Genomic DNA, 22426 nt, shown 5'->3' on the forward strand with positions numbered 1-22426 from the left:
ATCGTTCCGGTATTTGTCAGTTCGGTTGCCCCACCATTGAGAAAGACACCAATCCCAGACGGGTTGTCGATCAGCCCACCATTGTTAATACTACCGATAGTTGCCGAAGATCCAGAGCTGAAAATCCTGGAAACCTGTGCGCCAGATAAGATATCAATTTGACCCCAATGCCCTGTATTTTCAAGGTCGACGGATCCAGAACCCTTGTGATCAACAAATTTACTGATATGCCCATTATTAACGATGGATCCTATCGATCCATAGTTCTGTATACCGCAATCTGAGCCAGAAATAATTCCGGAATTTATTATCGTACCAATCGTCCCAAGAGAATTTGATATGGCGGTGCCAGCATCTGATATGGTGCCAATATTATTTAGCAATCCAATGGATCCAGAGTTAGATATACCCCATCCAAAAACCGGACCAATTACCCCATTATTATAAAAAGTAGAGACTTCACCTTCTACAGTTACTGCGTAACCAGAAGTGAGTCCTTTTATGGTACCTGCGTTGGTCAGTGTCCCAATCGTTTGCGTTCCATGAACGAAGTAAGTGGTAATTGTTGGAATCCCAACAGTTGTTGAACTGATGCTTGCGGCCAGAGCCTCGCTGACTCCCAAAGCCGCAGGAAGAATACCCACACAAGCAGTCATGAAAACTAGCCGCATGGCAGCTCGGAAAGCTACAGCTAATTGTTTGGATTTTGGTATTGACTTTACCTCTCCAACGCGATCAAGCAGACCTCCCCGAGACGATTTCCCCTTACTGGCTCTCGATCGCGCCAACTCCGACACCACCTGCAGACATCCCAGGGCGCGGTTGAATACCACACGATAGATCTGATTCATCGTTCGACTTCCTTTGGCGGTTGCAGCGGGCTTCTTTGATCTTCGTCCAGCATGCGCGAATGACTAGAAAAATATAAAAAACCTGAAATTTACATATAGTTACAGAGTGTTATGTCGTAATGAAAAGGCCGGAACGGCACCTTGCGGAACCGTTCCAGAGTGCACGTCAGGGCACTACCAACGATAATTCGCCAACAGATCAAAGGCATTGAGGTGAACATCTCCGGCAAACTGGCCGCTGTAGGCCAGCTTCACGGTCCACGGGGTATGATGCCCACGCAACGTGACACCGGCTCCCGTATCCAGCGCGCCATTAGGCGTGACCAGTCCGGTTTCTGTGGTGCTGGTTAAGCCAACGGTTTCCACCTGGGCGACCTTGAGGGTCCCCGCATAGCCGGTACCACCCACGGACACCCAGGGAATCAGGGTCATGCTCCCCAAGGAAAGATCCGTACCCGCCCGCAGCCCGCCGCTGAAGGCCGCGACATTGGTATTCAATGAACCGTAGCCAATGTTCAGGTTCACCAGTTTATTGGCGCCATTTTCCTGGAATCCATTGACATAGGTGTGCACGTAGTCGATGCGGCCATAGGGCATCAGGAAATTTTGTCCCAGTGGAATCAGGTACTGCGCCTGCAAGCCGGCTCCGAAATACCAGCCATTCGTTGCTCCCACGGCGGTTTCGTATATGGACTGGTTCTGAGCATTGAAAATATTGCGGTTACTCGACTGATGCAGGTATCCCGCCCCGAGGGTGGCTGACAGGCGAAGCTGACCAAGGGTGTCGATGGCATAGGCAAATCCGCCGAAGCTATTGGTATCGACCTGCTGCGCGTCGGTATTGGTGCCCGTGCCCGATCCGGCAAATGCGGCACCCAGAACCAGATGCTGGTTGATCGCCAAGCCGTAGCCAGCGATACCGCCATAGTTCTCTACCGAGGCACCGTTGGCGCGACCGAAGGCACCGAAGCCTTTCACCCAGCTCCCAATCCGGCTGTCGGTAAAGCGTGGTCCATCCGAGCCCTCCACCTGACCCGCGCCATCCAGCAGGCTGGAAACGATCGCATCATCCCCTACATTCACCGCGTAGGTGGAAGCAGCCACCGCGCGCCCACTGTGAAATGCCGGGGCATTACTCAACGATACGCCCGGTGCGGGAGCAGGAGCAGGAGCAGGAGCAGGAGCAGGAGCAGGAGCAGGAGCAGGAGCAGGAGCAGGAGCCGGTGCTGGTGCTGGTGCTGGTGCAGGGGCCGGTGCAGGTGCAGGTGCAGGTGCAGGTGCAGGTGCAGGTGCAGGTGCAGGTGCAGGTGCAGGTGCAGGTGCAGGTGCAGGTGCAGGTGCAGGTGCAGGTGCAGGTGCAGGTGCAGGGGCCGGTGCAGGGGCCGGTGCGGGCGTCGGCGTGCCAACCGCCGCCATCTTGAGCGTCGCATCCGTGGCGCTGTAGCTCATCTGGGGGGAGACATAATTCGCCAACGCCTGCATGCCCGAAACGGTGCCAAAGCTGCCCAAGATGCTTCCGGCATGAATCAGGTCATAATTTGCCCCTACCGTATAGGCCGAAGCCGCACCGTTGGGAACGACATCCAGGGTACCCGCCAGGTTTGCGGTTCCGGTCACCACGAGCTGGCTATAGTCGGTGCCTGCCGTGGTATCGCTGGGGGTGATGGCCATTTGCAGAGTGCCACCAGCGCTCTGAGCATAGTCTCCGACAATGGTTTGGCTCGCCGGGCTAATGCCGCCCCCCGTCGGCGTTGCGAACACGCCCACCGCCAAGGTACCCTGATTATTCACCGAGGCCACACTCCAGGTATCGTCCACGGCCACATCGCCCCCTGGCGCAATGGTCAGGGTACTGTCGGGCGCGATGATGGGAGATCCAGAACTCCAGTTTTGGGCACCACTCAGCAGAAAGGTGCTGGCGGTGTTGCCGGCATTGACGGTGCCGAGGATGGAACTGCCATACCCCAAGTTGACTGTTACAGGGCGCCCCGAGATGCTGAGAGCAGGCACAGAGGTTGTTCCCATGATCGTGCCGGTATTGTTGAGGACCGCGCTAGCGCCTGCGGGCGCGCCGGCGGAACGAGAACTCGTACTGATTTGCACGCCGTTTTGGATCAATCCGCCATTGTTGAGAGTCCCGACATAACCCGCCGGGGCTATACCAATACCCCCGGTAATCACACCCCCTGGGTTATTACTGATTGTTCCAATGAAGAAGTTATCTGCGATGAAGCCATTAATCGTCCCACTATTGCTGAGATTTCCCACGCTCCCGTTCACGTAGATCCCGCCCGTCGTGGCGGTTCCGCGGCTGATCAGCCCAGAGTTGACGAGCTGCCCAATACTCGCTCCAGGGGCGATGGTAATGATGGCAGGAGATGCGCTGCTGATGGTGCCCGTATTGGTGAAGGTGCCAATGCTACCCTTCACAGAAACTGCTGCACTGCTCGGAGAGCTGATATGACCCTGATTGAGCAGTGTCCCAATAGTACCGTAATTGGCCAGAGCCGCTACCGCAGAATTGCCAGATGCCGATATGGTCCCGGCATTGATCAGGTTGGTGATGGTTCCATAGTTGAAAATGCCGTAGTGTTTACCATCGATCACACCCTGATTGAGTAGCGTCCCTATCTGACTGGTGCTGCTATTATTGGAGACCCCAATGATACCGCCCTGAATCAGGCCGCCGCTGTTCTGCAGAACGCCAATGCTGCCCCCATTCAACACGCCTTGCTTAGTGCCAGATATGGTCCCAGTGTTGCTCAGGGTGCCGATGCCACCGGTAGCAGAAACTTGGCTGACGGCTGCCGAAGCCCCACTAATGGTGCCCTGGTTGGCCAGCGTTCCGGAGATGGTCCCGCCCGGTATCAATCTGACCTGACTCGTGCCACTGCCGGTAATGGTGAGGTTGCTGATACTGCTGCTGATGTATTTTGCGGTCGCCGCGTCGGTAAGACCGGGAGCCAACACGCCCGCCCCCACCATCAAAAGGGGTACCGCCGGCTGCAATACGGCCCGAATCTGTCGCAGGAGCAGGCCCAGGGCCGGCACCTGATCCTTATCCACCGCCGGAGCACCTCGCACCCCCGCACCGACCACCCCTCCGGCAGCGCCCCCGCCGGTCTTGGCCAACTCCGAGGCGACCTGCAGGCAGCCGAGGGCACGGTTAAAAATTAAACGGTAGGTTGCGTTCATGTTTCTTTTTCTCCTGAGCAACATCTTGCAGTGGTAGTGGCGGCAAATAAATTTGAGCGGATTGTAACAAAACAGATACATTAATTGCGTTTTTTGACCGTTATGAAAAAATTCATTACTATACATGTCATTATATGAAATATCGGGAGCCGCCTGAGTGCCAGCGAACAAAGCGGTGCTAACAATTCGCCTTTTGGGAGACATGGAGCTACGTTGGCAGGCGCGTTCCCTACCATTACCGCACCGTACGGCGCGACGGCTCCTCGCCTATCTCTGCCTGCACCCTGGTCGTATCCATAGGGCAGAGCTGGCAACGCAGCTTTGCTCGACAGAATCCGACACACAGGCGCGCAACCAGCTCCGGCAAGCCATCTTCCAACTCGCGCGGACCCTTCCCGCGAAAAACTCTCCCTTTCTGCACAAGGGCGACTGGCTCGAATGGCGGCAGGGCGAGCAGCAAGCAATCGATCTGCCTCAGTTTTTGGCCGCTGACCTCCAGGATGTCGAATCTTGCACCCGGGCCATCGCGCTGTATCGCGGAGAATTTCTTGCCAGCGAAGAGGTTAATGACGGCAGCCCTTTCACGATCTGGGCCGGGAAGCTACGCGGTCTTGCCAAAGATCGTCTTCAACAGATCTATCAGGCACTCGTCGATCATCATTTGGCCGCCGCCAATTCGGAAGTGGCGTTGGACTGGGCCACACGCTGGACGCAGGACTGCCCGCTCCTCGACCTTCCCCATCTGCGCCTGATGCAGATCCTGGCGGATGCAGATCAAACACAGCAGGCCCTGTACGTTTTCGAACAGTTCCGGAACGCCAAGGCCACGATGCGCGGCGAAAAACCCAATGCGACGCTGAACTCGTTCTACAGAGAACTGCAGGCCCTACGGACGACCAGCATAGCCCCGAAGATCGACGCCGACATCCCGGGTAGCATCGCCATCACCGTACTTGCCATCTTCCCTGGACCAGGCTGGGAAAGAGCTTCGGACGAAGAAATCCAAGCGCATATACAAAAATACCACGCGGTAGCGCATCAAATTGCCGGACAGGTCTCGGCACGCGACCGTGTTACTGGTGACGGCGTGCTGGAACTGATTTTCGATGGTGAAAATGTGGCTGCGGAGGGACCGCTCGCTGCCGTCCGAGCGATGGCGGCACTTCACGAAGCCCGACCCGAGGAAGACGACGCCGTGTTCCTCATTGATTATGGTCGGATTCTTCACAACAACACCGGCGAACCCGTGGGACACCTGTTTCGTTCGTTGCGGCAAAGCGCCCGAAACCTCCCGGCAGGGGCGCGTATGATCCTGGGTCAGGCGGCGTATGTCTTGCTCCCAAATCCATGCCCCCCCTTTGTCTTCCAGACACTGGACCAGGACAGCACCGCCTTGTATCTCTGTACCTGCACCGAGGACACTTCACCTGATCTCAACGCCCCTATCGCCCACGGCAAAATCCACCAGGAGCTCGTGCGCAGGATACGGGCGGTCCTCGATGGCCATCCTGGAGAGTGCCTGTGGGTCGTGGGACCGCCTGGGATCGGGAAAACCTGGCTGTTCCAACAGGTACTGCAACCTTTTTGGGGACAGGTTCCGATCATCCGCTACCAGACAAGTGCTGCCCATCGCAACCAACCTCTGTACCCAATGGCCCAAACTCTGCGACGCCTGCTCCGACTCGACGGCCTGGAAAAATCAGTAGCGCAGCGGGTGCTACGGCAACATTTACAGACTTTGGGCGAACAAGACCCTCTCCTTTTGCGCATCTGGTTTCACTGGTTGGAGGTTTCCACCGAGCCAGACGACACCCAGCCTATCTTGCAGGAGTTTCGTCACCTGCTCGAAGAGAGCGCTTTGCAATTGCTCGCGCAGATCTCTCCCGGCCCCCATATCGTCGTCGTCGAAGATCTGCATTGGGCAGATGCCAGCTCCATCGCCTTGGCGGAGCGTTATATTCAGCGTTTGCCCCATCTCCCGGTACTCATGCTGATCAATAGCCGCGGTCCGCTACCGGGGTTCGCTGATCCCACCGCCACTTTTCCATTGCATCCCCTTCCAGACCAGGAAGGGATCCGGCTGCTGCAGAAGCTACTGCCCGTGGTGATTCCGACCGATCAACTGCAAGCCTTCTATCGCGCCAGTACCGGCATCCCCCTCTATCTCGATAGTATCGCGCGCAACCATGACCACTTCCTACGCGAGGATCTGCAGACCCATTCTGGTGCCCTGGAGGTTATTTTACAGGCACAAATCGAGCGGAATCGCGACTGCCTGGACACCCTGGAGGCCGCCACCATCATCGGGAATGGACTGACCAGCAGCGATGTTGTACAGCTGTCAGAGCAGATCAGCGAGCAACAAGCGGAGCGCCAGCTCGAACAACTGCGGTCGCGGGGAATCCTGGAGAAAGCGGGCGAGACCTGGAGCTTCCGTCATGACCTTCTGCACTCTGCAAGCCGCAGACGCATGCATCCGGGGCAGATGCAGAGGATGCATCTGCGCTGGGCGCAACACCTGAGCCATCAGGCCGCGCACAGCCCGGCCCTCATCGCCCAGCACTTTTTGGACGGTGGCGACGCGCTTTCGGCGGGCCGCTTCTTTGCCCGCGCCAGTCGTACCGCGCTGGAGTTAGCCGCTTATCGCGAGGCGTTGGCCAACAGTGAAAAAGCACTTACATGCCTCGAGAACGCTACTGCAGAGCGCTATGCCCCCCTCTGCGATCACTATCTCGCCACCCGGGCACTCTATGGCTATAGCTCGGAGCGGGTTTTGTCCGATGCCAGTGCACTCGAGAAACTCGGCGAAACCCTCGGCCGTCGGGGGTGGCCACTTTTGGGACTGCGCTACGGACAATGGACGACGGTGAGCTCCCAGTATAGCAGTCGGGAGGCCATGCTCGCCGCCAGCAGGATCATCGATACGCCGTACGACGAGGTTCCACCAGAAGCCGTCATCGCCATCGGTCATTATGCCCTGGGGTGGACCGAGTTCTACCGAAACCATCTGTCCGCGGCACAGTCCTATCTACGGAGCTGCCTCGACCATTGGCGGGAGGCGTGGGTTGCTCAAATGCAGCTGGTGACGGGAGTAAGACCACAGGCTGCCGCATTGGGGTACCTCGGACTCATCGATATCCTGCAAAATGATATTCCGAGCGGTTTAGCGCGTTTCGACCGCGCCGAAAGCCTTGTCTCACCCGACCGTAACCTCTACATGTGGCTGTTCATCAAGGTGATGCGCGCCACCATGGGCATCTGGACCGACGACAGCGCCGACACCCTGCGCCGTTGTGAAATCATTCTGCGGGTCAACGCCGCCCATCGACTGCAACCCTGGCAGGACTTCATTTGCGCGGTGGAAGCCTGGGCCGAAGCCCGCCAGGGTCGACGCAGCGCGGAAGCCTCGCTGTGTCGCATTCGCCAGCATATCAGGGCGGTGGAACGCTCCTGGCGTTTTGGCGCCAGCATCCTCTACCTGTTTCTCACCGATATCGCGGTGCGCAGCAAGCACCCCCAAGTCGCGGCAATTTCCTATCATGCCGAACGCCACACCCGCCGACACGGTGCACTCTCTCTGCTACCTCGCCTACAGCAACTCAGCCAAACCGGAAAGCGTAGGCCTAGTTGACGGTACTACAAGGTTACAGTACCAATTCCCCGCTACATTGGGTTGTGGTGAAGGATGAGAGTCCGCTTCTGGCCGATAAGATCACTTCAAAATCACCACGCAATCGGACCATGACTCCCCTGTGATGTCCAATCTGCCGGGAACCTCAAAGAGCTTTTTCCTCAGTTTTTCCGCCCAAACGCCATTCTGTTGCTGCTCATTACCTCCCGGATCAGGTCTCATCACCTTCCGCAGCCGCTCATAATGAGCAAGCTGGTCACCTTCATTCTCCGTAACGTCCCAACGTCCTCCCCGACAATCCAGCCGGTGAAGAATCAACAGGATATGGTTTTCGATATCTCGAAGCCCGATACTACCCTTGAATCGCAGCAACAGCGTAGACAAAGCCATTTTGTTACTATGCTCCACATCCAGCAACACCACCGGGAACGTCTTTTTCTGGAAAAATACGGCAACCAGGCATAATCTTTGGCGCCTTCCGACCATGGAAAAGGCCTGCCCGGTTTCAAGCCGGCACAGCGCCGTCAAAACACGGACATCTATTAACCCGTTCGCCATGGTACGGATCACCTGCATCAATCGCCTTAGATCGTCCGTACCTTCACCTTTCTCGACCGCAAGCACCTGAAACTCCATGGGCAGGAGATCGTCGTGCAGAGACTCAGGGGAAACGCTCACTTTAGGCGGTGGCGTTTTTCCACTTCCCCGATATTTTCCGGTCCTTCCCTCATTTTCACTGGTGCCCGCGGCGCCCTTGTTTCTACGCCTGATAACACGTATCCGATCCTTTTTATCCACCCGACGCACTTCGATTTCCCGGTCGAAAATGCTGGTTCTGGTCAATATCGGCAGGGCTGGCTGATGAACATCCGTCCTACTTCCCGAACCTACCGTGTCTATGACAGGAACGTCACCTGATGACGACCCACCGTCTGGTCCACGCCTTTTAGGCTGACTTTTTGGCATCCGCACCGTAATCGTTTTCCCCAGCGACGGATGAGAAAAATACAAAACATCACAGGGTACCCTTTTCCCCGTGAACTCGGAGATTTCTAAGACAAGCCACTGATTTCCTTTCCGCACTCCACGAAACTTAATTCCACAGTCATGCAGATCAGGAGGATCAAAGGTCATATACTTTTGTTTGAATGTCCGTTCGTAGACACTGTCCCAGGCGCGTTGCCCATCAGGATCCACCGCCAGCCAAGAAAATTCCAAGATAAATGGCCTCTTGAGTGATCTCACTGGCATTTGCTGGGTATAATCGAGCTGCAGACGAGGATGAAACCCAGGTTCGACCGGCCTGAAGAGTGTCATGATGCCCCCAGGCTGCATAATATGATTGGCAAGCGTTTTATTATGCAGGAACAGGCTACGGATGAGCTCCATGGTCGGGACCAAATACTCCACCTGATCCACTCGATAACGCAAGAGTCGCTGCACCCCCTGTGATTTGCCTTCAAACGAATATAATTCTGGCGGAATGTCAGACGAGTTGAGTTCCTCTCCTGCCGCCAGATTGGGAATAATCACTTCCGAATATTCGCCGTAGGTTATTGGGAGCAATCTACCGTCGGAGAAGCTATAGCCGAGTGCCAGCACCGGGAACAGCCCAATAGGTACGCGCCACATGGCAAATTCGCCTGACGACACGCCGCGGGTGACTATACGGACCTGCCACCCTTTTTTATCGTCTTGTTCGACTCCGGCCAGCCAGTGTAGCGTCAAATCTTCAGGCACTTTGCGCAATACGTCTATTCTGATCAATTTATACCTCAGAGGATCCAGCCATTATTTCCAAGGCGGCCAAGGCGGTTTCTACGCTCGGTGAAGCTATCAAAGGCAGCCCTGCTAAGCGGCGTACCCGCCACGATCGCACAGGCAACGCCTGGCGATGCAATTCTGCAGTAGCCCAGACAATGCGACGCAACCGAAACGCATCGGTAGTTTCCATGACCTCGCCAAGCACGCCGATACTTTTAGGCAGTTTTACCTGTCGTTCTGACATCCGGAGTGGCCGCCCCAACTTGCGCTCCAAAGCAGCCTGAGTAACGCGTTGCGGCGGAACCTCCCGAGTGATTTCCCGCGCAGCCTTACGAAGTTGGGCCGCCATGCTACGATCCAATGTCTCCCAGTCCACACGCTGATCAGACCATTTCTTGTGCAGTGCCGTTGGTGAATGTTGCTCCAGCCACTCCCTGTCATGGCGGTACAACCATGAGTGTTCTTTGGGTAGCAGGAGTGCCAGTCGCCGACGTGATAAATCAGCGTAATTCTGCTGCATGTCCAACCACCGTGCTCTTATGGCATCCCGGTCTGGCACCGATGTTCGGGAATGTTGCACGGCTAAGGGCTTCCAGGGCACATTCAACCCGCGTCGGGAGGCGTGTAATCTCACCGTCCCTGGATCAATGGCAAGATATTTGGCTACCGCCCTGAGTCCCAGGCCCTCCGCCACCTTCTGCCGGATTTGATCATCCAGTAGGGGGCCAAAGTCCAAAATGCGCGGCGAACTCCTTGATCCCATCTCCCGACTGTACACAAATCCGCAGGCGCAGGAAAATCGACCAATCACCCGATCCTGATCATGGCGAACAGCGATCTCGTGGATCACATTCTGCCCATAGTGGTCTGCCAGACGATTGAAGCAGGGCCACGGTCCCTTGCCGAAGGGGAGTGCCGTCCGCCGTTGCGGCGACCGTTTGTCCAGAAAAATCTGGAATAGAACATGCCGCAACGGATGAAATGCCTTTCTGTGTTTCCGTACCATGGCCGTAGGCCAATCGCCGCCGAGACCACCGGGGATAAGGTCGATTACTGGTTCAAGCAGGCTTAAAATTGCTTCCCTGAGAAGGTTCTGAGCGACATTCTCCTTGCCTTTGCCGAAGCCGCGATCAATCACTGCGCTCCGATAATACGCACCCCAATCACGAAAGCGGGAGCGCACTGGCGGATGATCGAGCAACGCCGCGCTCCGCTTGGCGATCTCTTGCAACAGCGTCACTTGGCGCGGGCTACTCGCCCAAGAAGGGAGTACCGCCACCGGCGAACAGTTCTTTTGATCCGCGGCGATGAATTCGTGCTGGTTGCCGGCACCTTGAGAGACCGCACTGTCCGCCAGGGCCGCGCCATGATCCGGACAAACCAGAACGCCGGGGAGTTGATGGCTGCGCCTCCAATATCCTTCTCCATAGCGGCTCAACATCTCGCCAAGGCAGATGGGACAATACCGTAAGTATGCCGGAGCCGAAATCGCGCTCGCCGCAATACCCAGACGCACATGCACGGCATCCGCCGGGCCGTCCACTAATGACGCCAGTACGGATTGTCCCACTGACTTCGGCTCGAATGCCGTGTAATAACGGTAGAGGGTGAAATCCCTGGTCAGTCTTTCCGGACTGAGTCCGCGATCGGCCGGTATTCTTTGGCTCAACGCCGCCACATGGCTTTGCAAGCCCACCGTCGCCCGCACCCCGGTTTCACCAAAGAGATCATACAGGGTGTGTTTCGGGCTTCTGGAACAAACGTGGCGATGATAACGCGCAAGCGCGCTGTATAACAGTTCGTCGGGATAAATTTCCGGGAAATAGGCCAACACGGGTGGCTTTTTCAGCTCGCTAGATCGGCCATCGGCGGTTTAACGGCGCCCGCCGCAAGCAATGCATCGTAAGCGGATACGCCCTCTTTTTTGGCCGAGATGATCGTCCGGAGGTCCTGCGCATCCACGGGAAGTGGTGTTTTCGCGGTTTTAGTAGCGCTTGTAGTCGACTTGCGCGGTTTCTTAGAGGGATTGGCGGGTACGCGATCACGTAATTTAGCCGTAATAATGCCCACGAGATCTAGCGCAGACAGGCCCGGATGCTCTGTTTCGGCTTCCGCCACCAGGATTTCCGCGATGTCCCCAGCCAACCCGAGCTGTTCCAAAATAGGCAAAAGGATGCCGCGCACATCCAGATTCGTGCTTGCCGCCTTTTCGGTCATGGCCGAAGCCACCGGAGAGCGGGTGGCGAGGACAGGTTGCCCTGGCATGCAACTCAGCGCGTCGCTGAACACCTGCAGAACCTGGTCCTGCATGGGGCGGATGTCATCATATTGTGCGATCGCCTCGCGATCCCCACGTTTCAACGCATTGATCATGGGCGCGATAAGCCGCATGTGCTCACTAGCCACCTGTCGCAGCAGACCAGCGTCGATACGTTCAGGGCGACGGTTCAGAACCCCGAGCTGAATGGCGCGCAGCTGCGCCATCATGAAGAGATTGATCAACACGTCCACAATCCCTTGGCTCTCTTCATATAACACCTGACGGACTTCGTCGGTGAGCGGCGATATCTCCCGCGTCCACTGGTAGGTCCACATTCGCTCGACAAAATAATTCCAGGTCGGCTCGTTCTCCATGCGCTCCCAAACCAGACTTCCCAGACCGCTCGCGCGACGTGCCTGCCGGAAGTCTCCCTGCAACAGGGGCAGCGCGCCCATCGTGCCGATGAGGATCACCGGGATACCAATGGTATTCACCAGGGTCACGAGGAAGTTCAGCAGCGCTTCGGCCCCAGTACCTGGCGCTTCCCGAATGTGCTGGATTTCATCGACAATCAGCACACCCAATGCGTGCAGGTTCGCGACATGCGCCATATGCACCATCATCTCATCGACAGATCGCCGGCTACTCCCAAATTGCGCGCTATAACGCGTGCCCAACAAGTCATCCATGCTCCGAAAGAAGCTGATGCAAAGCTGCTTGGGCGACCCTTTGTGCGGACTATCCAGCTTGAGCCAAACCACTTGGTCGAGACTGCGGGGCTCGGCATGGTGAATTTTTTGCGGATATAACTCCAATATTCTGGCCATGCCGTAGCTTTTGCCAATGCCGGAACATCCAATCAGCGCAAAACTGCTCGCGGTTGACCGGACAGAACGTCCGCCGGCCATGAGATCCTTTTCAAATACCCGGGTAGCGCCTTCCCGGACGCGGCGGGTATAGTCAGCCGTGGTGGGGTTGCGACACAGATAACCTTGACGGATCAGAAGGCCAAATTTTGCTTCCAGGCTGAGGTGGGTTTCCAGCGGCTCAAAATAGCCTTTAAGCCGCGAGATGCAATGGGCGCGCAGATGCGCGGGATAATCGCGCTCCGCCGCGTTGAAGGTGGGTGGAGCCGCCATGGCCAGCAAGGCATCATGCGTGGACATGGGAGGCGGCAATTTCGCGATAAAGGGGTTATCCCGATATTCGGGCAACGTGAGGTCCTCATCCGCCGTGGTCGTCATCGCCCTGATCCTCCCGTTGCCCGCGCATAATATCCGCTATCCCGGGGAGACGATAATCGTCGGTCTCTTTTGTTTTGGGAAAAGGCAGGACTGCCGCAGTTCCCGGCGCTTCCTCACCGGGAGGAAGCATCCTGAAAGCCTCCCGCTTTCTGTTTTCCTGACTCTCCTTGCTACGATTTTCGCGGATGTTTCCTATCCGCTGACGCGCGCTGCCAGAGGGTGGGGGTGCTTCCGATCGCATGGCTTCCGCCTCATTCACGATCCCCTTAATTTTTTCATTCAAGTTGATGCGGCCACGAAGGGCTTGCGGCTCATGATTCCTTTGGCTTCGCCTCTCTTCGCCATTTACCTGAAGAATTTCCCATAGCATTCGACCCCGATGATGACGGCTTTTCTCTGTGAGCGTGCAGGGGATAAATTTCCCGCGCTTGACGTCTTCGTGCAGATAAATCTCGTCCATGTGGCGAGGATCATAGGAGATTCGAACTTTCCAGCGTCCCTTTTGGCGTGCGCGTTCGAACCAGTGCTCTTCCATCGCTTTTTCACAGGTGTAAAAGCAGGTCGCATAGCGGATTCCTGTAGCGGTGACGGTCGCATCGTCGCTCGGCATCAAGCTCAACTGGACTTTTTCCGGCGCGAATGCGCGTAAGCTGCCACTACGATGGGCAACACCCCACTCCCACAACTCGCAAGGAATTTCCGGTACCCGGTCGGCGATCATATCCGGTGACTTTTCATATTCACTGAGCGGGTGCTGATTGTTGTAATACAGGATGCAGTAGAGAATGATGCGGGTGAACTGGTCTATATCGAGAGTCGCGTCGAGGCGGTAGTCCCTGGCGCCGCGCTCTTGGTAATCCGGAGCAACAAAGCCCGGCGTAAAGGCCTTGAAACGCGCGGGAAGCAAACGAAACCGCTGTTCCACGATGCCTTTCCAGTCCGCATGGTACGGTGCGGCATTCTCGACGTGCACCTGATAATTCTTGATGAGCGTCTCTATGGTCTTGCCCGCAATTTCTCCCTTATCGCCCAGCAAGACGTCGGGCATGGCCTGACACGGCCAATCCGCGTCCTGAATATCAACACCGAACTGACGGCAATAGGCCACTTTTGACGTTACGGCGTTCGTCAGCGCCATCATCGCGCTGACCCAGGACGGACCTTCCAGGCCCACGTATACGCCCGTAATCATTCTGCTGAAAACGTCTATCAAGATATAGAGTACGGGTCGCCCCACGATCATGGTGCGGTCGTATCTGGAAACCAGGTATACGTCCGCGATGGTGGCATCAATCTGATAACGCGATGCCGGGCCAACGGTTTCGGCCGTGGAGGATCCCAGGATTGCCCGCATATCCTTGTCATATACTCTGGGGGTGCGGCGTATACGATCCAGACGGAAGACGTCGTTATCCTTCTCATACCAGTAGCGGAATTGCCGCAAGCTGGGAATATCTTTTTGCGGAACCAGTTCCTGCTGGCCGGTGTGTTCGTTGATGACGCGTTCGCAAAAATTATCGGCAATCAGCTCGTCGTAGGCACCCCGAAAATCCAACTGACTATTGGTGATGAACTTCTTTGTGGCAACAGCACGAAATAGCTGCCGCATCTCTGACGTCACGTTGACGCCCAGATCATCTCGATCAGGAATGCGCCCGCGTTTTTTTTCAGAAACGGACTTGTCTTTGCCCAGCCCACCACACCGCGCATAATCAGGCAGTAGAGCGTTGGGTGTCATGCCGCGCTGCCAATACCGGCGCAAAAAACGGTAAATCGTTTGCTTGGTTACTCCAGATTCTTCCATGCCTCTTTTAACCGCTTCACTACGGGCAATGGCATCGAAAATGGCCGGTTGATCAAAAATCAGCGGACGAATCGTCTCCCAAGCGGAGTCGCGTTTGTCTCGGTAGACCTCTGATATGTTTTCATCCGCCAGTGCGAGTAGCCATGGGTCATTCTCAACCACACGCCACTCGCCGGCATCGCGCATCTTCTCTATTTCTTCCGCTTGGTAGAATTCTGGCAGAGCATTGGCATCGCGAATGTCGATGGCATATAGACCCCGCATTCCTGGATCAATCCAGAGCACACGCTCAACTCGGTGTTCCTCTGGAAACTCCAGCAAAAGATTCACAGACAAATCCTTCATCCGCTGGCCCTCCTGGATTCATCCGTGGGCACCTGAAATTGACGCAATGGCCAGGTGTCCGTAATAGCCGTATCCATGGGACAGGAAATCGCCTTCCGTGCCAAGAGGTGACGGATAAGCAGGAGACTGTCGCCCACATGCATAGCAAGTTGCTGGTCCATGGCCAGACAGAATTGCCTCAAGGTGGTTGCGGGATGGGACGGGAGTGCCCGCAACAGCAGGCGTGCCTTTTCTTGATAGTAACCTTCGTAAGGCGCGGTCAATTGGTCAAGTGTAATATAGGGATGTAGCCATGCAATGTTGGTGACTATTGCTTCGGGGATATCTCGCTCAGTGATGATTCCCCAGTCCACGCCCTGCTGTACCCAATAGCGCCGTTCGATTTCCAACTTATCGATGATGCGAGGTTTCTCGAGTTCGCTGGCGGGCTTGACGGCACGGGCCAACTGCCTCAGCTTCCCTTCATAAGCGATATCGACCAAAAAATCCGTAGTCATAACTATTTCCGTAGCGGCGTCTCGCGGATGCCTTATCTCGAGATCCGCGGCAATACGGCGGGTGTATTCACGGTCGAGGGGATACTGCTCGCGGATGTCCGTAACGGTATCCGCCCAGTCAAACTGGTAAAAAGTATCTCGCTCAATGTCGGAGAGGAAGTGGTGTACGCGGCCGGTCTTGATTCCGGCAATTCGATGTGAGCGGCCATGGGAGGCCACATCCTGTATGGTCAGCCACGGCTTGTAACTTGTACCGCGGCCTTGCCCTCGCCCTTCTTTCTGGAAGCGCGCGATTTTGCCTTCATCAAACTCGTAACGCCAACGAGCCATAGTAGGTATCCCCAACCTGGTGATCTGTGGATCAGCATACACCTTCACTCCAAAGCTGAAAATGCAGGATGATACTTTTTTGTCGAGGATGATACTTTTTTGTTCAGGATGAAACTATTTTGTCCGGGATGATACTTTTTTGTCCGTTAACAATTCTTGCATGACGTTCAGGCGATAACGGATGGACGCGTTGTCTTGCACTAAACACTTTCCTCTCGATATCCCCCATGCGCTTCGGCGTCTGGGGGTTTTTTTGTGGTACTCTTTTCTGGTGGTAATTGCCGCGCGAGGTGTTCTATGTTGAGATTTATTTTGCTTTTCTCTGTGGCGCTCTTTTCTGTGGGAGCTTTCGCCAGTGGTGCAGGTATGGCTGGCATGCAAGCTGCGCGCATTTTGGTTTCGGCTTATTCACACGGTCACGCAAAGGTGCGGCGGCTTATGCCCGGGCCAAAGGGATTGATGGAGATTGTTTATACGCTGCACGGTAAAACAGAATACGGTTGGATGACTGAAGATGGACAAGGTTTTATACCGGCTTCAACGTGTGTGGTGGACTTCTATGGACCCGGCGTAGGGGATGACCTTTGTGATACGGTGCGTTATTACCATGGTCATTGGCGCCACATCTATAAAAATGCCCGCATGACCTATGAATCGCACCACCCATCTTCCAGGTGATGAGCGCCACGAACTTGCGACGTCGAAAGTCTTTGTTTTTATTGCGATTGAAAGCCCACCTTGCGCGGGCTTTGGGTGTTATTTTGTGGGGGAGCAGTTCCCGTCTGGATTGATGGTGTATCGACTCTGGCTCAGGTGACGGATGAATCCGTCCAGGTTTCGTGGCGCACCGTGAATCATAGCCAGGCCCCCGTCTTTTTTGCAAAACAGGATTGTTGGTGTGGCGGTTTCCCCTGTGTGGGTAAGGATAGCCGTGTTGGCACCGACGGTGGCGGTGATGCGCGGGTCGCTTTTATTGAGCGGGTGAATGCCGCCTTCTTCTTCGGGGACATTGAAATGCCGTTCATTGTAGGCCATAGCCTTCGCGGGGTCTTTGCTGGCCAGAATGGCGGTTGCCTTGGGTGCGCTACTGGGCTTCAGAAAGCCCACCAGGGTGACGCGCATACGTAGTTTGCCCTTGTCGATAGCAGGTATGGCGTGTTCATAAAATTTGTGACAAAAAATGCAATTCGGGTCTAGGAAAGCGTCGATCACGGGGCCGCTTTTCCCGATGGTAAACGTGCGGGCCTGATGCGCAATCTGCTGTGCAACTTTGGATGCTGGTTCTGGTTTGCGCATGATGCCCATGGCGATCAGGGCTTTCTCTGTATAGTTCACCCGGTTCGCAGAGATCAGCGGGGCCGGGACAGGGATGAGGGCCTTCCCGTCTGGTGTCATCCATACCAGGGTGCGGGGGTGCTTGCCTTTGGGGTCCAGATTCTTGCCTTCACCCTCGACGGCGATCATGCCGCTCGGCGTCTGATAGGTTTTTAGCACGGTGACATTATCGTGCGTCAATTGGTTTACCAGCTTTTGGGCCTCCGCTTCTTGTGCGGATGTTCCCGGTTTTAGCGTGGTGGCATTCGATGCCTGTAGGTCGTTGACCGCTGCGTATCCCAAAACGGGAATACCGATCGCAACCATGAGGGTTGCTGCCAAACCGTAGATTTTCTTTTGCTTCATGCGTTTTTTTTAGAGGCGACTGCAGGGCAGTGGGGTAGCTTCAGCCTTTATGGCCCGATGCCTCTCTCTCCTGTGACAGTAGTGGCTACCTTTTGGTGAAAAACATTCTTGCGGCAGAGCAAGTGCTTGTTCGCGGTTCTATTTTCCTGTGAGTATGGTGTAAATGGCGCTTTGGCTGCTTGGAAGTCCTCGCTGCACCTTAATTTTACCATCGATTTTATAGACGATAGTGGGTGTTCCACGGTTTTTTAGTACAGTTTCCATCATTTCATTGTTTGCCAGCACGGCATGAATCAGCCCTGTGGGTGCTGTGGCTTCTCCTTGGATGCCGCCTTCCTCAGCGCTTTGATGGAAGTGTGTCTCGTTATACTCAAATGCCTGGGCCGAATTGGGTGCCATCAGTATGGCGGCATCCTTTGCCATGCTGTTTGCTTTCAAAAAAGCTACGGGGACCCACCTTATATCCAGGTGCAAGGCTTTTTGTACGGGGTCGGCGACCTGCCAGAACGCGGACAATAGATGCAATTCGGGTCGAAAAAAACATAAATGACCCGTTTGTAATTCTGTGGCCCTGTCGTGATATGGAGCGAACGGCTGAGGCTGGACCAGAGTGCTGATGGTGTAATGCTTGTTTGGGCAGCCGATGCAGTGGGAATAGTGATGAAAATCATGCCGGCGACAGAGAGTGTCGTCAGCAATTTTCTTGGCTTTCGTTCGCGCAATTTTCTTTCTGTAGTTTTCCCTCGACTTGCTACGTCGCAACCCTTTGTTTTACCGTTAAAATGATTTCCTTTTGCCACCCAAAAACTCCTTCAACCCCTTGACCAGCATCGCCTGTTCTTCGCTTGTCAGTCCGGAGAGGTTCAGCTTGAACTCACCGTCATCACGGATGATGGCTGAGCCTTTTATCGCACTCTCCGAGAACCGGATGATCTCTCTCGTGCCTGGCGCGATTCCTCGGCGTTTATCATCCCCTATTTTTAGGTTTTTGGCTAATTTTTCTGCCTCTCTTACGCTCAAATTCTCTTTTGCAATGCGTTCAGCAAAGTCTTTTGCAGCTTCTTTCCCGTGCTTCTTTTCGATATTCAATATAAAAATCGCATGAAAATGGGAAAATGTATCGGGATTGTCGAGTATGATTTTCAGAGCTTCTCCATTTAATTTGCTGAATGTGAGCATTCTGGACACCTTGGTTTCGGTGGTTTCATGGGCGCCGGCGATTTCTGCTGCCGTGGCAAACACGCCTTTCTCCAGCAGTTTCGCCCAGTACAGCCCCAGATCCACCGGTCTTTGCTGTGCTCTGGCAGCATTTTCCTCAAAGGCCATGACCGCAATCTGCCTGGCGCTCATATGCCGGTGAACGATGACTTGTACTGTGTCGAAGCGGGGATCTTCCTGGAGATATAAGCGGATGGCTTTCAGGCGCGTGTGCCCGGCGATCAGCAGGTAGTGTTCTTCCGTGCTGGTAGGCGCCGCGACATGCAGCGGGTTCATCAGCCCGTTTTTGCGCAAAGATTCGGCCATCGCCAGCACTTCTTTTTCCAGATAGCTGGTCCTGGGATTGTAGGGGTTTTCGATAATGTCGCTGACTTTTATCCGTTCGACGCCTTGGTCGTTGGTATCGCTGGTCGTGCGTGCTGGTGACCGCTCGCCTTCATAGGGAAAAACGGGTAAGGCGGCTACATCCTTGCTGACCTGCTCTTTGTCTACAATCGGTTTGGCCGGGGACATCATCCCCATGGACTTGCGTGGTGGTGTTGTCATTGGCTTTCGCCTCCGCGTACCGGGTTGAGTACGCCTTTATCGCGCATCGAGAGTATTTCGATTTCGTTGGCGAGTTCGATGATTTTCTTTGCGGCGGGGGATCCCGGCTCCATTTCCATCAGCGTTCTTTGCTGTGAGGGATTGGCGTGGCGGGCGAGGCCTATATATTCCGGAATGACTGTGTTGGTGGTTCGCACCATCTTTTTCCCTTCTGCCGCGCTGCGGATAACCTCCAGCGTATGCGCCGTGTAGTGTTTGCCGCCGTGCAGGCCGTTAGGTACAAACGTGATCGGAACCTGTCGCTGTGTCCCTTGCTCCAGTTCGGCGGTGACATTGAAAAGATTGTTCATCGCCTTGATCGCCATACCTGCCAGCTCGACCACCGCCAGCACATGGTCTGATGCGGCGAGCAGGGCAAAGCTTAATGCGGTCACGGAGGGTCCGGTGTCGATGAGGATGAAATCATACCCACTCAAAAACGTCTTGTTATGCTCAAAAATCCGCTCGATCACCCTTTCCCGGTAGGGGGTCTGGATCATCAGCATTTCCGTGCGGACCAGGCGCGGGTCTGAGGGAATGATGTCGAGATCAACGCCATCAATAGGATGCGTGGTGGCCTGACTCAAATCCATCCAGCGGTTGTGCTGAATCAGTTCGTCCACGACGTCGCCCAGCGTAGTGATTTCCGCTTCGATATCCACACCGAACATCATGCTGAGGGAGGCTTGCGGATCGCTGTCTATCAACAGTACCCGATTCCCGGCCATAGCCAGGGCCAAGCCCAGGTTAGCGCATATCGTGGTTTTACCCACCCCGCCCTTGGTAAAAAAGCAGGCCATAATTTCCGGGGAGGGCAGATTGGGTAAGGGATTCGGGGTGCCCGGCTCTGCGCGAATGGCGCGCGCGTCAGCACCCGTATATTCATTCGCGCGTGGATGTACCGGCTCCCCCAAATTCAGGCGGTTGACGATGGTTCGCAGCCGATTGTCATCCGCCGAATCGAAACCGCCCAATTCGGCCAGGACCTTCCGTTTGAAGCGGATGCTTCTGTTCTCCATGATATTCTCCTGCATTGCAATGTGATGCTGATGGGTATTGTACACTATTTTTTTGCGTTTGTAGTATTTTATGTATTTCCTGATTTCTCTTGATGGTATCCACATTTTTGCCACTTATCATTCAAAAAACAGCCTGTTTACTGGCATTTCTGCCATTATTCCACGCCAAAAAATCATTATTTCTACTTAAACTATTGTCTATGATGCATTTATTGCTTATTATGCCTACTATATTATGGCTTTTTTTATTAAGGTGGCATATGCGTCCGTATCCGCTTCATACTGCTGGGTTCAGGGTCTCTTTTGTGAGTGCTATGGCGGTCTCTTTGGGGTTGGCCTGTATGTCGGCGCATGGCGCGATCATCCAGCAGAACAACTCGGAGGCCCTGGTCGCCACGGAAACGGCCTCTGGAACGAGTACGCAGGCATCCGCCACGATCGGCCCCATCGCCAGCTACAACGGCGGCGAGAACCAGAATGTCAGCGGTGCGCCAGTATCGCAACCATCCCTGTTTAACCTGGTTCCCTACAGCTCTTCGCTGGATGCCACTTTTGCTAGTTCTACGGATGCCCAAAACGCCGTTTCCGCCTATTTATCGAATTATCTGTCCTCTATTTCCAAGGCGATGGCCACACAGATGAAATCCTCGGGGGCGGGGGTTTCCATGGGCATCTTTACGTTTGTGCAGGATGTAAAAATCGCCAATCCCTCCGGCGGCACGCCCACCAAGTCAGAAGTGTTTGGCACGCTGGTTGTTTACCCCGATGGACACTATGAGTATCTGGGTACCAACGTCAATAACAATACCATTTATATGTTGTATGCTATTTATCAGCAAAAGCAAAATGCGTATTACCTGCCTGCCAACTGGGTGCTACCTGACGCGGGCGATACGCAATGGGAGCTGCTCAAGGCCTCTTTCAACGGCAGCACCATGTCGGCTTCTGCGGTGTCGGTCGGCGGCAGCATCTGGCACCTGGTCAACGATAATGGCGACTATGATGCACCCGTCACGATGAACGGGGATAAGCAGCGGACGGATTACAGTGCGGGCGTGGAAAATTGGGTAAAAGACCAGATCGTGCCGCTTATGAAACAGAATAATGCATCGATAGGTATTATCCGTTACGGACAACAAGTGAGCGTGCAGCGAAACCTTAGCGGTCAACCTTTGGTCGCCATGTCTGTTAATTCCCGCATGTACATGGGTGGGTGTGGACAAAAAACGCTGACAAATAGCGGCCAATACGGTTATTTGCTCAAGGAATCTAGTATTGTCTATACGGTTGAGCCAGACGGAGAATATACGCCACTTCGGCAGGTCACAGTCAAAGGATTAGCTTTAACTTCCGATGGTTTGATTCATGAGAACGGCGCATCGCCTATTGATGCTAATTTTTCTGAGACAGCAAAATTACCGGTGAACGCCAGTTGGTCTCAGGAGCAGAATAATATTGTTTTCCCGATTGCGCCAGACCAGGGGCAGATTGTTGACTGGCAAAGCGGTAATCCTCTGCCATCCAGCGATTATGTGTATGTGGCTCCATTGCAGCAACAGAATGGGGGGCAGTGGGTGTTGCCGGTCAGTATATCATATGGAAACGGTGGTAATTATTTGTCAGAAATGATCATGGACTTTAATGGAGTCAAGTTTGCAAGCAGAGCAACACCGTTTGGTTATCCTGACATGGGTCCGCCTAACACTCATTATCATAATTTTCAATATACACCAGTATGGACGTCTGCCAATATTCCAGTGGTAGTCAATGGTAATTCCGCTTATATTCCGGTCAGTATATCATATGGAAACGGTGGTAATTATTTGTCAGAAATGATCATGGACTTTAATGGAGTCAAGTTTGCAAGCAGAGCAACACCGTTTGGTTATCCTGACATGGGTCCGCCTAACACTCATTATCATAATTTTCAATATACACCAGTATGGACGTCTGCCAATATTCCGCTAGTATGCGAACAATAAGCTCACTTTAACACTTAGGAG

Annotated in this window: 13 protein-coding genes and 1 pseudogene; 3 read left to right on the plus strand and 11 right to left on the minus strand. The window is 54.6% G+C overall.

The annotated features are described in order from the left end of the window. Positions 1 to 758: 758 nt before the first annotated feature. Both B1757_RS16145 and B1757_RS13615 read right to left on the minus strand, forming a co-directional pair. A pseudogene (locus tag B1757_RS16145) lies at positions 759 to 851 on the minus strand (ESPR domain-containing protein); the annotation flags it as partial. A 174-nt stretch (positions 852 to 1025) separates the two neighbouring features. After that, positions 1026 to 4046: an autotransporter domain-containing protein gene (locus B1757_RS13615; protein WP_172437730.1), complete on the minus strand. Its 3021-nt coding sequence runs from the start codon at positions 4044 to 4046 to the stop codon at positions 1026 to 1028. Positions 4047 to 4203: 157 nt separating this feature from the next. On the opposite strand from B1757_RS13615, the gene B1757_RS13620 reads away from it, so the two are divergent. After that, positions 4204 to 7677 carry an ATP-binding protein gene (locus B1757_RS13620; RefSeq protein WP_172437731.1) on the plus strand — a complete coding sequence of 1158 codons (3474 nt, stop codon included), beginning with the start codon at positions 4204 to 4206 and terminating at the stop codon, positions 7675 to 7677. An 81-nt stretch (positions 7678 to 7758) separates the two neighbouring features. On the opposite strand, the gene B1757_RS13625 is transcribed toward B1757_RS13620, so the two are convergent. From B1757_RS13625 to B1757_RS13645, 5 genes are read right to left on the minus strand one after another with little or no spacing between them, the layout of a single operon-like run. Then, entirely contained in the window at positions 7759 to 9444 is a 1686-nt protein-coding gene (locus B1757_RS13625) for a hypothetical protein (RefSeq protein WP_253253870.1), read from the minus strand. Position 9445: 1 nt separating this feature from the next. Further along, complete coding sequence (locus B1757_RS13630; protein WP_101538840.1) at positions 9446 to 11275, minus strand: TnsD family Tn7-like transposition protein; 1830 nt, start codon at positions 11273 to 11275, stop codon at positions 9446 to 9448. Positions 11276 to 11286: 11 nt separating this feature from the next. After that, positions 11287 to 12945, minus strand: a complete 1659-nt coding sequence (locus B1757_RS13635; RefSeq protein WP_101538841.1) for an ATP-binding protein — start codon at positions 12943 to 12945, stop codon at positions 11287 to 11289. Beyond that, the gene (locus B1757_RS13640; RefSeq protein WP_101538842.1) at positions 12926 to 15094 is read right to left on the minus strand and encodes a TnsB C-terminal domain-containing protein; all 2169 of its coding nucleotides are present in this window, start codon (positions 15092 to 15094) and stop codon (positions 12926 to 12928) included. Before B1757_RS13640 ends, B1757_RS13635 begins: the two co-directional genes overlap by 20 nt. Next, positions 15091 to 15921, minus strand: a complete 831-nt coding sequence (locus tag B1757_RS13645; RefSeq protein WP_101538843.1) for a TnsA endonuclease C-terminal domain-containing protein — start codon at positions 15919 to 15921, stop codon at positions 15091 to 15093. The genes B1757_RS13640 and B1757_RS13645 overlap by 4 nt, the downstream gene beginning before the upstream one ends. Before the next feature lie 297 nt (positions 15922 to 16218). Here B1757_RS13645 and B1757_RS13650 point away from each other — a divergent pair, with 297 nt between their 5' ends. After that, positions 16219 to 16599, plus strand: coding sequence for a hypothetical protein (locus tag B1757_RS13650; RefSeq protein ID WP_101538844.1), 381 nt, complete (start codon positions 16219 to 16221; stop codon positions 16597 to 16599). A 78-nt stretch (positions 16600 to 16677) separates the two neighbouring features. On the opposite strand, the gene B1757_RS13655 is transcribed toward B1757_RS13650, so the two are convergent. From B1757_RS13655 to B1757_RS13670, 4 genes are all read right to left on the minus strand, one after another. Beyond that, a complete protein-coding gene (locus B1757_RS13655; RefSeq protein WP_253253871.1) occupies positions 16678 to 17601 on the minus strand; it encodes a thioredoxin fold domain-containing protein in 924 nt (307 codons plus the stop codon). A 138-nt stretch (positions 17602 to 17739) separates the two neighbouring features. Next, the gene (locus B1757_RS15225) at positions 17740 to 18024 is read right to left on the minus strand and encodes a hypothetical protein (RefSeq protein WP_143484284.1); all 285 of its coding nucleotides are present in this window, start codon (positions 18022 to 18024) and stop codon (positions 17740 to 17742) included. A 354-nt stretch (positions 18025 to 18378) separates the two neighbouring features. Then, positions 18379 to 19365, minus strand: coding sequence for a ParB/RepB/Spo0J family partition protein (locus B1757_RS13665; RefSeq protein ID WP_101538846.1), 987 nt, complete (start codon positions 19363 to 19365; stop codon positions 18379 to 18381). Then, positions 19362 to 20423, minus strand: coding sequence for a ParA family protein (locus tag B1757_RS13670; RefSeq protein ID WP_101538847.1), 1062 nt, complete (start codon positions 20421 to 20423; stop codon positions 19362 to 19364). The genes B1757_RS13665 and B1757_RS13670 overlap by 4 nt, the downstream gene beginning before the upstream one ends. A gap of 89 nt (positions 20424 to 20512) precedes the next feature. Between B1757_RS13670 and B1757_RS13675 the strand changes: the two genes are divergently transcribed. Beyond that, complete coding sequence (locus tag B1757_RS13675; RefSeq protein WP_143484285.1) at positions 20513 to 22405, plus strand: hypothetical protein; 1893 nt, start codon at positions 20513 to 20515, stop codon at positions 22403 to 22405. Positions 22406 to 22426 lie beyond the last annotated feature (21 nt).

The organism is Acidithiobacillus marinus (assembly GCF_002847505.1).
GTDB lineage: Bacteria > Pseudomonadota > Gammaproteobacteria > Acidithiobacillales > Acidithiobacillaceae > Acidithiobacillus > Acidithiobacillus marinus.